A 12315-nucleotide genomic window follows, 5' to 3' on the forward strand; every position below is an offset into this window, starting at 1 on the left:
ATGACGAAGAAACCTGTCGACCCCGAGACGCTGCCTTACCGCCCTTGCGTAGGACTGATGATCCTCAATGGCGACGGGCTGGTCTGGGTCGGGCACCGCATCGCCGAACCGGACAGCGAATTTGCCGGGACCACGCAGCTCTGGCAGATGCCGCAAGGCGGCATCGACGAGGGCGAGGAGCCGCTGCAGGCGGCCGGGCGCGAGCTCTATGAAGAGACCGGCATGCGCTCGGTCACGCTGCTCGACGAGGCGCCGCACTGGATCAACTACGACCTGCCGCGCGATCTGGTCGGCATCGCCCTCAAGGGCCGCTATCGCGGCCAGACGCAGAAATGGTTCGCCTACCGCTTTCACGGCGAGACCAGAGAGATCCAGATCAATCCGCCGCCGGGCGGCCACACCGCCGAATTCGATGAATGGGCATGGCGGCCAATGCAGGACCTGCCCGATCTGATAGTGCCGTTCAAACGCAAGGTCTATGAGGACGTGGTGACGGCGTTCCGGCATTTGGCTTAGGCGGCTCGCTGTTGCGACGTCCATGATCTGTCCTTACTGATAGGGTTTGTTTCGTGCTCTGGTCAGGAGCGGGGATGAGCAGCGCCTCAGGGAAGTCATTGCATTCTGCACCGGAAGCCGGCTTGCAGCCGATCAGCGAAGCGGCGGCCGGCGCCGTTCTCACCATCGATCTCGGCGCTATCCGAGAGAATTACCGGCGGCTGAAGGCAAAGCTCGGCGGCGTGCGCTGCGCCGGCGTCGTCAAGGCCGACGGTTACGGGCTCGGCGCGCGGCAAGTGGCGGCGGCACTGGTTGCCGAAGGCTGCGACAGCTTCTTTGTCGCGCATCTCACCGAGGGTGTCGCGCTGCGCGACGCACTCGGACCGAAGCTGGAAATCCATGTGCTGAACGGCCTGCCGCCGGGCTCGGAACCTGAAGCGGTGGCCGCCGACCTTGTTCCCGTCATCAACAGCACCGGGCAACTGAAGGCGTGGAGCGAGGCAGGCCAAAAGGCCGGCCGCAAGCTCAAGGCCGCCATCCAGGTCGACAGCGGCATGTCGCGGCTGGGCATGGCGCCGGCAGAGGTCGAGGCGCTTACGGCCGATGCTTTCGCCGGCGTCGATGTCGTCCTCGTCATGAGCCATCTGGCCCGCGCCGACGAACCGACCAATGCGGCCAATGACGCGCAACTTCGGGAATTCGAACGGCTGCGCAAAATGCTGCCCAGGGCGCCGGCGTCGCTCGACAATTCCTCCGGCATCTTTCTTGGGCCGCGCTATCAGTACGACCTCGCGCGTCCTGGCGCTGCGCTCTACGGCATCAATCCGACGCCTGATGAGGCGAACCCGATGCTGCCGGTCGTGCGGCTCGAGGCAAAGATCATCCAGACACGCGGCATCGATAAGGGCGCGGGCGTCGGCTACGGACATGCGTTTCTGGCCAGCGGTCCCTTGCGCGCGGCCACGATCTCGCTCGGCTATGCCGATGGCTGGCACCGGCGCGCGGCTTCGGCTGCCTGGCTCGACGGCGTGCGACTGCCCTTTGTCGGGCGGGTGTCGATGGATTCGATCATACTCGACATCTCGGCCCTGCCGGCCGGCCGGCTGCGCGAGGGCGACCTTGTCGAACTCCTAGGCCCCTCGCAGAGCGTCGATGACGCCGCCGGTCATGCCGGCACGATCGGCTATGAAATCCTGACCAGTCTCGGCCCCCGCTTCCACCGCCGCTATGTCAACTCATAGAGCCGCGACACGCCGCCCCTTGGCGGACGCCGCAGAATCCGGCAGACAGGAGGCGGCGGCCCTCTGACGGAAGTCGTCGTGGAGAGTGATGCGATGAAGATCTTCGTGTTGGGCGGCGGCGTTATCGGGGTCACCACTGCCTATTATCTCGCTGAGGCCGGCCACGAGGTGACGGTGTTCGACCGCCAGAAAGGGCCGGCGCTGGAAACCAGCTTCGCCAATGCCGGCGAGATCTCGCCGGGCTATGCTTCGCCCTGGGCCGGCCCCGGCATTCCGCTGAAGGCAATCAAGTGGCTGTTGATGAAGCACGGCCCGCTGGTGGTGCGGCCGGCCTTCGATCCGTATATGTGGACATGGCTCATCAAGATGCTGCGCAATTGCACCGCGGATCGCTACGCCATCAACAAGGCGCGCATGGTGCCGCTCGCCGAATACAGCCGCGACACGCTGAAGGCGCTGCGCGAGGCGACCGGCATCGCTTATGATGAGCGGACCAAGGGCACGCTGCAGCTGTTTCGCACGCAAAAGCAGCTCGACGGCACCGGCGGCGATGTCGAGGTGCTGAAGAAATATGGCGTTCCCTACGAGTTGCTCGATCCCGAAGGCTGCATTGGGGCCGAGCCGGCGCTGGCCGGCGTGCGGGAAAAGTTTGTCGGCGGGCTGAGATTGCCCGGCGACGAAACTGGCGACTGCAAGATGTTCACCGATCGGCTGGCCGAGCTCTGCGTGGCGCGCGGCGTCACGTTCGAGTACGGTACGCAGATCCGGCGCTTCTCCAAGAACCGCAATCGCATCGTCAGCGTCGGCACCGACCAGCGCTCGCGCGCGGCCGACGCTTATGTGCTGGCGCTGGGCAGCTATTCGGCGCGCTTCATGCGCCTGCTCAGGCGCCCGATCCCGGTCTATCCGGTCAAGGGCTATTCGATCACCGTTCCGATCAAGGACGCGGTCGCCGCCCCGGTGTCGACGGTAATGGACGAAACCTACAAGGTGGCGATCACCAGGCTCGGCGACCGCATCCGCGTCGGCGGCACGGCGGAGATTTCCGGCTTCGATCTCAGGCTGCATGAATCGCGCCGGCGCACCCTCGAACATTCGGTCGGCGATCTGTTTCCGGATGGCGGCGACCTCAAGGCGGCGTCCTTCTGGTGCGGGCTGCGGCCGATGACGCCGGACGGGCCGCCGCTGGTCGGCCGCACCGAGTTCTCCAACCTCTATCTCAACACCGGGCACGGCACGCTTGGCTGGACCATGGCCTGCGGCTCGGCCAAGGTGCTGTCCGACATCATCTCCAGCAAGGTGCCTGATATCGATGTGCGGGAGCTGGGGCCGGAGCGGTATTTGAGGTAGGGGTGCTTTCTAAAGCTCGCGGGCCAGCACCCCCTCTGTCCTACCGGACAGAGGGGGTGTAAAGGATCGCTACAGAACGGCATTCCTTCAGCCTCGCCAGCCTCTCAAAACGCCTCCTTCACCCAGCCCTTCGAGAACAGCCACCGGTAGGCCCAGGGGATCATTACCTTGGTCGATACCGGATTCGAATGGGCGACATAGTCGTCGTAGACCGGCTGCATCCTGGCGTAGAAGGCAGGGTCGAGCACCGTCATGCCGTTCTCCAGATCGTGGAAGAAACTGCGGTTCTTGAGATTGACCGACGAGATCGTCACCAGCCTTTCGTCGATCATCATGATCTTGGAGTGCAGCACGACATCGGGCGCCTTGAATTCGCGGATGTTGATGCGGTCTCCATATTTCTCGACGAACAGCTTGTTGAGCGCGGTCAGCAGCTTGCCGCCAATATCGCCCTTGAGGTCGATGCGGCCGACAATGTCGATCCTGACGCCGCGCGCCAGCGCCCGCTCGATGGCCAGGCTGAGCTTCGGCGTCAGATTAAGGTAGGGATTGACGATCTCGATATGGTGCCGGGCAGTGTCGATCAGCTCGACGAAATAGGTCTCGAGCGCATGGTTGTCCTCGTAGGGCACGGAAATGAAATGGCGCACCGTGCCCGGCGGGCGCCGGCTGTCGGAGCGCACCGGAATGGAGAAGGGTCTTGCGATGTTGGTGTCGGCGTCGCGCAGCCACAATGTCGAGAGATGCGCGGCCAGCGTCTCGACCGTGGCCGGGTCGGCAAACTCGATGTCGAAATCGCTCCAGTTCGAATAGTAGTTGAGCGAGAGGCCGTCGGTCTTGCCGTATTGCTCGAGGTTCGGATAGCGCGACAGGTCGATCGGCTTGTGGAACAGGAAGCCGTCATGAATGTTGCGGCCGCCGATGATGACGCGCGAGCGGGCGGGATCCTCGGCAAGTGTCGCCAGCATCTTGACGTGATGGGTCTTGTGCAGCTGTGACAGTTGCTCGTCGACCGGCGCGCCGTGGTCGGCCCGCCAACGATATTCCTGCAACTCGACATTGGGATAATCGGCCGCCAGCCGGTGCAGCAGGGCATCGTCCTTGTCGCGCTCCAGCACGTCTGTGACCATGATGCGCACTTTGGTGCCGAGGGCTGCGTGATGGCGGATCAGCCGCTCGATGACGCGGCCGGAAAAATCGGCCTTGAACTCCAGCGACGACAGATAGACCAGCTTGAGTTTCGGCGCGCGCGAGAAATCGAGCGGCAGTTCGGGGTCGGCCTTGTCGAAGGCGCTGTCGGGTAAAGGCGCGCCGAGCAGCGCTTCGACCTTGGCGTTGAAACCGTCGCGCGACTTGCGTAACAGGCGCGGTGACCCGAGCGGCAGCGAACAGGTCTGCGACAGCCAGCGGCCGGCGTAGAAGACGCTGGCAAGCTTATCCAGGCCGGATGGATCGGGCACTGGACAACGCTCGTAGCGGCTGTCGAGCGCGGCTATCGCCGGATAGGCAACCTCTTCGCGCAGGATGGTGAGCGGGGCGCCTGCCGGCGCCAGACTGGAGCTGAGCTTGAGACTGCAGCGGTTCAAACCATCGCTGGGGAACAGGCTGGCGGTTTGCTCGGCCGACAGGCGGAGCCGGAAGGCGGCACCGCTCGCCACGCTGCGCGAGCCACCGCCGGCGCGAATCGCCAGCGCGCCGTCGCAGGCGCCCGATATCTCAACCGGCTGCTTTCCCGGCTGGCGCATCACGATCTCGACCGAGCGCGCCTGCAGGCCGGAAAAGCTGAACGTCTTTGGCGCGGAGGGCCGCGCGGCGGCGGCGACATAGAGCGTCTGCCGCGACACCCGCCAGCGGCCGTCGAAATGGCCTTCGCCGGCTGTGCCGCTCACTGCCGGCATCTGTTCGGCGGCAACCGGCTTCGCCAGCTGTTCCAGTGTCCGGTAGGTGGCTTGGAAATCGCGGTTGGCGATGGCGTGGCGGTCATGGCCGAACGGACCGGTGCCGTTCGCCCTGTCGATGGCGCCGATCTGGTTGTGGGCGAGCAGCGCCAGAAACTGCCTTTCATAGTCGCTGGCACCGGCATCGCCGAAAAACGCTGCTGCTGCAGTCTGCGGTCCGGGCGTGCCGGCCGATACCGACGGCCGGCCGCAATCCTTCGCATCGGGGAAGAAATCGCAGCTGTGCCGAATCGGGGCGGCGCAAGCGGCAAGGGCCGCCAGCCCCAGCCCGGCCAGAGCCAGGCAGATGGCGCGGTTCATCCCGTGGCCCCGTTCATCGTCTTCAGCTCAGCCGGGTCGCGCGGCGGCATAAAGCCTTGCGGAAAGACCTTGCAGACGGGAAGTGCGAAAGTGGCGATCAAAAGCTCGGCCTCGCCGCGCTCCTTTTTCGGCGCTGTCTTGTCATCACGGATCGCCTTTGCCGAGGCGACGAGCGCGCCGTCGCAGTCGCAATGATTATGGCGCGCGATGTAGCAGGCGTCATGGATTTGGCAGGCGCTGTCGAGGCGATTGACAGGGCGAGCCGAGAGGTCGCCGGTGCGGGTGCCGGGACCGCAGTAATTGCCGAAGACGAAAGGCGACGGGCGGGCCATTGCGATGCGGACCGGCTTGGGCAATTCGGCTTCCGGAACTTCGGTCCATGGATTGGCGCAGGCGGAAAGCGCGACAAGCGGCAAGATGGCGAGCACCGCTCGCATTTTGATCCGCACCAGCTTTGCAAAAAAGTGTCCCACCCGGCGCAGCCAATCCTTAATGATAGGCGACATCGCGCTTGTTGCCACACTGGCCGATTTTGTGGCGAAGGCAAGGCGGCGCGGCCATCAGACAAACAGCCCGCGCTCTCTCTCGACCGCCTTGGTGATGAAGTTGGCGACGATCTGCACGCGGCGCAGCGGCCGGACCGATTCATGATAGACCAGCCAGTAGGCGCGGCGGATCGGCGTCACGATGTTGACGGGGATCAGCTCCGGCATCGAGCGGGCGACAAACGTGTGCAAGATGCCGATGCCGGCGCCCGACCGCACCGCTTCGGCCTGGCCCAGCGCTGAGGAGATGGCGAAGCTGGTGCGCCAGTCCGGGCTGAACTCCGCCGCATAGTCGAGCGACGGGCTGACGATCAGGTCCGGGACATAGCCGATCAGCGTATGCTGGCCGAGTTCGGCAGCGGTCTCGGGTAAGCCGTGCGCCTGCGCATAGTCGCGCGAGGCAAACAGGCCGAGGGTGTAGTCGACCAGCTTTCCCGCCACCAGCCTGCCTTCGCTCGGCCGCTCGACGGTGATGGCGATGTCGGCCTCGCGCCGCGACAGCGAGAAGGAACGCGGCACCGGCACCAGTTGGATGGTGAGTTCGCGGTGCAGCGCGGTCAGCGCGCCAAGACGCGTGGCGAGGAATGCAACGCCGAACCCGTCGGGGGCGCCGATGCGCACAGTGCCGGAGATATCGTCGCCTTCGCCCGACACGGTGGAGCGTGCGGCGATCATGTCGGCTTCCATGCGCTCGGCAATGTCGAGAAAGCGCTGGCCGGCCGGCGTCAGCTCGCTGCCGGTGGTAAGCCGGCGAAACAGTTTTGTCCGTAACGCATCCTCAAGCGCTGCGATACGGCGCGAGACGGTGGCGTGATTGAGTTCCAGCCGCTTGGCGGCGCCAAGGATCTGCCCGGCGCGGGCCACGGCGAGGAAGATGCGGACATCATCCCAGTTCATGGGGGTGATCCGGGCTAGCGGCGAACGCGGCGTTCCCGCCCACCCCCCTCTGGCCTGCCGGCCATCTCCCCCGCAAGGGGGGAGATTGGCAGCTCCGCCGACGGCACCTTTTTTGCAGCGTTGAAGATTTGCGAAGGCAACAACCACATCTGATATCCCCCCTTGCGGGGGAGATGTCCGGCAGGACAGAGGGGGGTGTGACGGAGCGCAACCTTCGGGCCTTTCAGCAATCTGTAATTTGCGGCAATTAATGCACACTCGTCCTTCGTTGTCTATTTCCCGCACAACGGTTGCGTTTCCCCTCGCGTTGCCTTCGCGCCTGCAAAGGCGTTGAATGCTTCATCACAAACTCAGGGAGAGAAACCATGATCGAATACGGTCATTTCATTGGCGGCAAGCATGTCGCCGGGACCAGCGGGCGCAAGCAGGACGTCATGCAGCCGATGGACGGCTCGGTGCGCGGCACGGTGGCGCTGGCTTCGCCGGCTGAACTGCGTGCGGCTGTCCTGAATGCCAAGGAAGCACAGATCAAATGGGCTGCGACCAACCCGCAGCGGCGTGTGCGCGTGCTGATGAAGTTTCTTGAACTGGTTGCCCGCGACTATGACGAACTGGCCGATCTCCTGGCGCGCGAGCACGGCAAGACCATCGCCGACGCCAAGGGCGACATCCAGCGCGGCCTCGAAGTGGTCGAAGTCTGCATCGGTGCGCCGCACATGATGAAGGGCGAGTTCACCGACGGCGCCGGCCCCGGCATCGATGTCTATTCGATGCGCCAGCCGCTTGGCGTCGTTGCCGGCATCACCCCGTTCAATTTCCCGGCCATGATCCCGCTGTGGAAGATTGCCCCGGCGCTGGCCTGCGGCAACGCCTTTATCCTGAAGCCTTCCGAGCGCGACCCTGGCGTGCCGATGCGCATCGCCGAACTGTTCCTCGAGGCTGGCCTGCCGGCTGGCGTTCTCAACGTCGTCAATGGCGACAAGGATGTCGTCGACGCCATCCTCGACGATCCTGATATCAAGGCTATCGGCTTTGTCGGCTCGACGCCGATCGCGCATTACATCTACTCGCGCGGCACGGCCGCGGGAAAACGCGTGCAGTGCTTCGGCGGCGCCAAGAACCACATGATCATCATGCCCGATGCCGACATGGACCAGACCGTCGATGCGCTGATCGGCGCGGGCTACGGCTCGGCCGGCGAGCGCTGCATGGCGATCTCGGTTGCCGTTCCCGTCGGCAACGACACCGCCAACCGGCTGATGGAAAAGCTCATCCCGCGTGTCGAAAGCCTCAAAGTCGGCCCGTCGACGGATTCGTCCGCCGATTTCGGCCCGCTGGTGACGGCGCAGGCATTGGAACGCGTCAAGGGCTATGTCGACACCGGCGTCAAGGAAGGCGCCAAGCTGGTCGTCGATGGCCGCGGCTTCTCCATGCAGGGCTACGAGGATGGCTACTATATGGGCGGCTGCCTGTTCGACAATGTGACGGCTGACATGCGCATCTACAAGGAAGAGATCTTTGGTCCGGTGCTGTCGGTGGTGCGTGCGCCGACCTATGAGAGCGCCATCAAGCTCGCCAACGATCATGAGATGGGCAACGGCGTGGCCATCTTCACCCGTGACGGGGATGCTGCTCGTGATTTTGCTTCGCGCGTCCAGGTCGGCATGGTCGGCATCAACGTGCCGATCCCAGTTCCGATCGCTTACTACACGTTCGGCGGCTGGAAGGCGTCGTCCTTCGGCGACCTCAACCAGCACGGCCCGGACGCGTTCCGCTTCTACACCAAGACCAAGACGGTGACCTCGCGCTGGCCCTCAGGCGTCAAGGACGGTGCCGAGTTCGTCATCCCGACGATGAACTGACCGGACGATTTCGAAGATCGGCAAGAAGGCCTGGGTTCAACGTCCCGGGCCTTTCTTTGTACGAAACCGACATTGGCCATCACGTTCAAGCGATGGAACCAAGAGCCTGTCATCTGCCTTAAATTGCATTCCTGCCGTGGTGCAGGCCATCAAAGTAGCGCCGGTTGCAGCCGGGGTTCTCGTCTGGCGCAAGGAGGTGTCAGATGACACGACGTCTTGTGGCGGCGATGTTCTTTGCGGTGTTCGCGATGTCCGGCATCGCCGAGGCCAAAGCCGATCAATGCGCGGCGCGGACCGACCTGGTCAAGGCGCTCGGCGAGAAGTTCCATGAAAACCAAGCCGCACGTGGCCTGGTGAACCCGAATGTGGTGCTTGAGATATTCGTCTCCGACCAGGGCACCTGGACCATCCTGGCCACCGACACACACGGCCAAAGCTGCATCATCACGGCTGGCGAAGGCTGGGACGGGGCGACCATGGCCGCAGTCTTGCCGGGCACCTGATAAAGACCGGTCGGAAGTCTGGAGCAGAGACGGAGTTCAGCGTGTGGCGGCCACTTCGGCATGGCCGCGCAGCAGTGCCATAAGGCGTTTGGCGTCCTTGGCGGCAGCCTCTTCGTCACCGGCCAGGATCGAGCGGATTAGCGCGACGTGGTGTTCGGCCGATTCGGCCAGCCCTGTGTCGGCCTTGTAGCGAAACCAGAAGCGGCGGCTGTGGGTCTGCAGGGGCGCGGCCAGACGGGCCGCAAACGGGTTGTCGGCGGCCATCGCCAAGGCCTCGTCGAGCGCCTTGTCGGCCTGGATGAAGGCCAGCACATTGCCCGAGATGACGGCCTTCTGCATGGCAAGGGCTGCCTCATGAAACAGGTCGGCGGCCTCACGGGTGACGAAGCGGGCGGCCGAGCGCGCCAGCACCACCTCGACGCCGCGCCTGGCATCCAGCACGCGCAGCCAGTCGCCGGGATGAAGCGGGGCAATGGCGATGCCGGCGCGTGGCCTGACATCCAGCAGTCCTTCCCAGGCGAGGCGCTGGATCGCTTCGCGCACCGGCGTGCGTCCTAGCGCCAGCTTCTCGATGAGGGCGCCTTCGGTGACAAAGCTCGCCGGCGCCAGTTCCAACGTCACGATCATATGCTCGAGTACATGGTAGGCCTTGGCGGCGGCCGGCTCGGGGTATGCTGTCTCACTGGATATCAAAGGTGGGCTCCTGATATATCTCACATATATCATAATGAATTCCGCGTTGACAGCCGGTTTTCAAATAGATATACGGCTGATATATCAGATGGAGAGACGATCATGTGGACCGGAGTTTTCCCCGCCGTCACGACCAAGTTTACTGAGGACGACCGCCTCGATCATGCCGAGATGGAGCGCTGCTTTGCTTTGCAGATGGAGGCAGGCTGCGATGGTATCATCGTCTGCGGTTCGCTCGGCGAAGGGCCGATGCTGTCGCATGACGAGAAGATCGAGGTGCTGAAGACTGCCCAGAAAGTTGCAGGCAACAAGCCGGTGCTGCTGACGGTCAACGAGGCGGGCACCCGCGAGGCGGCGAGCATCGCAAAGCGCGCGAGCCGGGAAGGCGCCAACGGGCTGATGGTGGTACCGAGCCCGATCTATCACACCAACCCGGAAGAGACGGTCGCCGCCTTGCGCGCCGTCGCTCAGGCCGGCGACCTGCCGGTGATGATCTACTCCAACCGCCTCGCCTACCGCGTCGACGTCACCGTCGACCAGATGGAGGAACTGGCCGCCGACAAGCGCTTCGTCGCCATCAAGGAGTCCTCCGACGACATCCGCCGCTCGACAGAGATCATCAACCGCTTCGGCGACCGCTACGATTTGTTCACCGGCGTCGACAATCTCGCCTTCGAGGCGCTGTCGGTGGGCGCCATCGGCTGGGTGGCGGGTCTGGTCGTCGCCTTCCCGCGCGAGACCGTCGCCATCTACCAGCTGATGAAGCAGGGCCGCCGCGAGGAGGCGCTTTCGATCTACCGCTGGTTCCGGCCGCTGCTCGATCTCGATGTCTCGACCTATCTGGTCCAAAACATCAAGCTTGCCGAAGTGCTCGCGATCGACACAAATGACCGCGTGCGCATGCCGCGCCAGCCGCTGTCGGGCGAGCGCCGCAAAGCGGTCGAGAAGATCGTCAAGGACGCGCTGGCGGTACGGCCGAAGCTGCCGCAGTTCTGAAGGCTTTCTTCTCCCCGTGCACGTGCACGGGGAGAAGATGGCGGCAGCCAGATGAGGGGCAGCGCCGACGTGCAAGGAAATTCCAGGGACACAGAGGAGGGCCGCCGCCCCTCATCCGCCCTTCGGGCCCCGCAGCCCTTCGCTGGCGCTCCGGGCGTTCGTCGTTCGGAAAGCCAAGCAGTCGGCTTTTCCACCGCTTCGCGGACCACTCCTCACCCCCGTGAACGGGGAGAAGGGGTAGATATCGCCATTGTCGGTGGCGGCATTGTCGGCATCTGCGCGGCGGCCATGCTGGCCGAGGCCGGGCGCAGCGTCACGGTCTTCGACCGCACCGGCATCTGCGAGGAGACGAGCTCCGGCAATGCCGCCGCCTTCGCCTTCTCCGACGTGCTGCCGCTGGCGCATAAGGGCATGATGCGGCACTTGCCGAAATGGCTTGCCGATCCGCTCGGGCCGCTCAGCATCCCGCCGGCCTACTTGCCGAAGCTGTTGCCTTGGCTGTTGCGCTTCTGGCGCGCTGGCGCACCAGAAAAATATGAGGCGAGCCTTGCTGCTCAGGCAGGCATGATGAAGCTCGCCGAGGCTGAATGGATGGGCCTGCTCGACCGTTCCGGCACGCGGCTGATGCTGCGCGAGGACGGCTCGCTGGAGCTTTATGAAAGCGAGGCCGAATTTCAGGCCGGGCTGCCGGGCTGGGCGGCGCGCGAGCGCTTCGGCATCGGCTTTCGCCATGTCGAAGGCGACGAACTGGCGCGGCTGCAGCCGGGACTGTCGCCGCGCTTCATCAAGGGCACCTTCGTGCCGGGCTGGAAGACCGTCGCCGATCCGAAACTGCTCGGCAAGGGGGTGTGGGCCTATGCCGAAAGGCTGGGCGCGCGTTTCGAAAAGGCGCGCATAGAGCGCGTCGCCGCCAATCCTGATGGCGCGACGCTGACGCTGACGGACGGCACGACCAGGCAGGCAAGACATCTTGTCGTGGCCGCCGGGGCATGGTCGCATCTGCTGACGAAGGCGCTTGGCGACACCATCCCGCTCGAAACCGAGCGCGGCTACAACACGACACTGCCGAAGACCGCTTTCGACGTGCAGCGGATGCTGATCTTTTCCGGCCATGGCTTCGTCATCACGCCACTCGAGACGGGCTTGCGCGTCGGCGGCGCCGTCGAGTTGGGCGGTCTCGACCGGCCGCCGAATTTTGCGCGTTCGAAGGCCATGCTGGAAAAAGCCAGACAATTCCTTCCGGGGCTGGACGCGTCAGGTGGCCGCGAGTGGATGGGGTGTCGCCCGTCGCTGCCGGATTCGTTGCCCGTCATCGGCACGGCGCGCACCGCGTCCAACGTCGTCTACGCCTTTGGCCATGGCCATCTCGGCCTGACCCAGGCGGCGGCCAGCGGCCGCTTGATCCGCGATCTTGTTCTCGGGCAAACTTCGCGGATCGATCTTGCTCCCTTCAGCCCGCAACGGTTTTGAGTTCG

General features: G+C 64.5%; 11 protein-coding genes. 7 read left to right on the forward strand and 4 right to left on the reverse strand.

Annotation, left to right across the window (positions count from 1 at the left end; all coding sequences use genetic code 11):
• The 3 genes from ACYG9Y_RS27210 to ACYG9Y_RS27220 all read left to right on the forward strand — a co-directional run bounded on the left by ACYG9Y_RS27210 (position 1) and on the right by ACYG9Y_RS27220 (position 3086).
• Positions 1 to 516 carry an RNA pyrophosphohydrolase gene (locus ACYG9Y_RS27210; RefSeq protein WP_023737900.1) on the forward strand — a complete coding sequence of 172 codons (516 nt, stop codon included), beginning with the start codon at positions 1 to 3 and terminating at the stop codon, positions 514 to 516.
• Positions 517 to 590: 74 nt separating this feature from the next.
• Positions 591 to 1736 (forward strand): alanine racemase, encoded by a 1146-nt coding sequence (alr, locus tag ACYG9Y_RS27215; RefSeq protein WP_023737899.1) that lies wholly within the window; start codon positions 591 to 593, stop codon positions 1734 to 1736.
• A gap of 93 nt (positions 1737 to 1829) precedes the next feature.
• Positions 1830 to 3086 carry a D-amino acid dehydrogenase gene (locus ACYG9Y_RS27220; RefSeq protein WP_023668705.1) on the forward strand — a complete coding sequence of 419 codons (1257 nt, stop codon included), beginning with the start codon at positions 1830 to 1832 and terminating at the stop codon, positions 3084 to 3086.
• A 104-nt stretch (positions 3087 to 3190) separates the two neighbouring features.
• Here the strand turns inward: ACYG9Y_RS27220 and ACYG9Y_RS27225 are convergent, their stop codons facing one another.
• From ACYG9Y_RS27225 to ACYG9Y_RS27235, 3 genes are all read right to left on the reverse strand, one after another.
• Entirely contained in the window at positions 3191 to 5344 is a 2154-nt protein-coding gene (locus ACYG9Y_RS27225; protein ID WP_023737898.1) for a phospholipase D-like domain-containing protein, read from the reverse strand.
• Positions 5341 to 5781, reverse strand: a complete 441-nt coding sequence (locus ACYG9Y_RS27230) for a hypothetical protein (RefSeq protein WP_023737897.1) — start codon at positions 5779 to 5781, stop codon at positions 5341 to 5343. Before ACYG9Y_RS27230 ends, ACYG9Y_RS27225 begins: the two co-directional genes overlap by 4 nt.
• A 123-nt stretch (positions 5782 to 5904) precedes the next feature.
• Positions 5905 to 6786 carry a LysR family transcriptional regulator gene (locus ACYG9Y_RS27235; RefSeq protein ID WP_023737896.1) on the reverse strand — a complete coding sequence of 294 codons (882 nt, stop codon included), beginning with the start codon at positions 6784 to 6786 and terminating at the stop codon, positions 5905 to 5907.
• Positions 6787 to 7151: 365 nt separating this feature from the next.
• Here ACYG9Y_RS27235 and ACYG9Y_RS27240 point away from each other — a divergent pair, with 365 nt between their 5' ends.
• Positions 7152 to 8648, forward strand: coding sequence for a CoA-acylating methylmalonate-semialdehyde dehydrogenase (locus ACYG9Y_RS27240; RefSeq protein WP_023684131.1), 1497 nt, complete (start codon positions 7152 to 7154; stop codon positions 8646 to 8648).
• A gap of 203 nt (positions 8649 to 8851) precedes the next feature.
• Positions 8852 to 9151: a hypothetical protein gene (locus ACYG9Y_RS27245; RefSeq protein ID WP_023737895.1), complete on the forward strand. Its 300-nt coding sequence runs from the start codon at positions 8852 to 8854 to the stop codon at positions 9149 to 9151.
• Positions 9152 to 9187: 36 nt separating this feature from the next.
• Here ACYG9Y_RS27245 and ACYG9Y_RS27250 read toward each other — a convergent pair whose 3' ends face one another.
• Entirely contained in the window at positions 9188 to 9877 is a 690-nt protein-coding gene (locus ACYG9Y_RS27250; protein ID WP_050588433.1) for a GntR family transcriptional regulator, read from the reverse strand.
• A 69-nt stretch (positions 9878 to 9946) separates the two neighbouring features.
• Between ACYG9Y_RS27250 and ACYG9Y_RS27255 the strand changes: the two genes are divergently transcribed.
• Both ACYG9Y_RS27255 and ACYG9Y_RS27260 read left to right on the forward strand, forming a co-directional pair.
• Positions 9947 to 10840 (forward strand): dihydrodipicolinate synthase family protein, encoded by an 894-nt coding sequence (locus ACYG9Y_RS27255; protein ID WP_023737894.1) that lies wholly within the window; start codon positions 9947 to 9949, stop codon positions 10838 to 10840.
• A 51-nt stretch (positions 10841 to 10891) separates the two neighbouring features.
• The gene (locus tag ACYG9Y_RS27260) at positions 10892 to 12310 is read left to right on the forward strand and encodes an NAD(P)/FAD-dependent oxidoreductase (protein ID WP_280790910.1); all 1419 of its coding nucleotides are present in this window, start codon (positions 10892 to 10894) and stop codon (positions 12308 to 12310) included.
• Positions 12311 to 12315 lie beyond the last annotated feature (5 nt).

Source organism: Mesorhizobium sp. W050, assembly GCF_054719535.1.

Excerpts from the sequence above, each read along its gene's own strand:
- ACYG9Y_RS27210 (WP_023737900.1), top strand. The coding sequence starts at position 1 with ATGACGAAGAAACCTGTCGACCCCGAGACGCTGCCTTACCGCCCTTGC.
- ACYG9Y_RS27255 (WP_023737894.1), top strand. The coding sequence starts at position 9,947 with ATGTGGACCGGAGTTTTCCCCGCCGTCACGACCAAGTTTACTGAGGAC.
- ACYG9Y_RS27235 (WP_023737896.1), bottom strand. The coding sequence starts at position 6,786 with ATGAACTGGGATGATGTCCGCATCTTCCTCGCCGTGGCCCGCGCCGGG.
- ACYG9Y_RS27240 (WP_023684131.1), top strand. The coding sequence starts at position 7,152 with ATGATCGAATACGGTCATTTCATTGGCGGCAAGCATGTCGCCGGGACC.
- ACYG9Y_RS27250 (WP_050588433.1), bottom strand. The coding sequence starts at position 9,877 with ATGATATATGTGAGATATATCAGGAGCCCACCTTTGATATCCAGTGAG.
- ACYG9Y_RS27245 (WP_023737895.1), top strand. The coding sequence starts at position 8,852 with ATGACACGACGTCTTGTGGCGGCGATGTTCTTTGCGGTGTTCGCGATG.
- ACYG9Y_RS27230 (WP_023737897.1), bottom strand. The coding sequence starts at position 5,781 with ATGCGAGCGGTGCTCGCCATCTTGCCGCTTGTCGCGCTTTCCGCCTGC.
- alr (WP_023737899.1), top strand. The coding sequence starts at position 591 with ATGAGCAGCGCCTCAGGGAAGTCATTGCATTCTGCACCGGAAGCCGGC.
- ACYG9Y_RS27225 (WP_023737898.1), bottom strand. The coding sequence starts at position 5,344 with ATGAACCGCGCCATCTGCCTGGCTCTGGCCGGGCTGGGGCTGGCGGCC.
- ACYG9Y_RS27260 (WP_280790910.1), top strand. The coding sequence starts at position 10,892 with ATGAGGGGCAGCGCCGACGTGCAAGGAAATTCCAGGGACACAGAGGAG.
- ACYG9Y_RS27220 (WP_023668705.1), top strand. The coding sequence starts at position 1,830 with ATGAAGATCTTCGTGTTGGGCGGCGGCGTTATCGGGGTCACCACTGCC.